The 245-nt window shown below is 38.4% G+C and carries 1 protein-coding gene; it reads right to left on the minus strand.

Annotated elements, in window-relative coordinates; translation table 11 throughout:
* On the minus strand, window positions 1–218 hold a 218-nt coding region (locus tag ACT3RN_RS16380; protein WP_443539329.1), incomplete at its 3' end, for an IS630 transposase-related protein.
* Window positions 219–245 lie beyond the last annotated feature (27 nt).

Below are 245 nucleotides of genomic sequence, written 5' to 3' on the forward strand. Positions count from 1 at the left end.
TACTGATAATCATCAGGATGTTCTTTGACATCATTGAGTAGCACGTCATCTGGTATTTTATAGGGTTTGGTTTGCCTGGTTGTTTTACTATGAACACGTCTCTTCCAGTTTTGTATGGTGGTTGGGCTGAGGTTATAGAATTTAGCTGCCTCGGCAAAGGTCATACCCTCGTCTAAGCTTTTTAGTACTTGTTTGCGGAAATCTAGTGAGTAAGTCATGGTCTTTATAATAACAATTGAATTTGT

The organism is Psychrobacter sp. AOP5-GZ1-6 (assembly GCF_052376345.1).
Lineage (GTDB): Bacteria > Pseudomonadota > Gammaproteobacteria > Pseudomonadales > Moraxellaceae > Psychrobacter.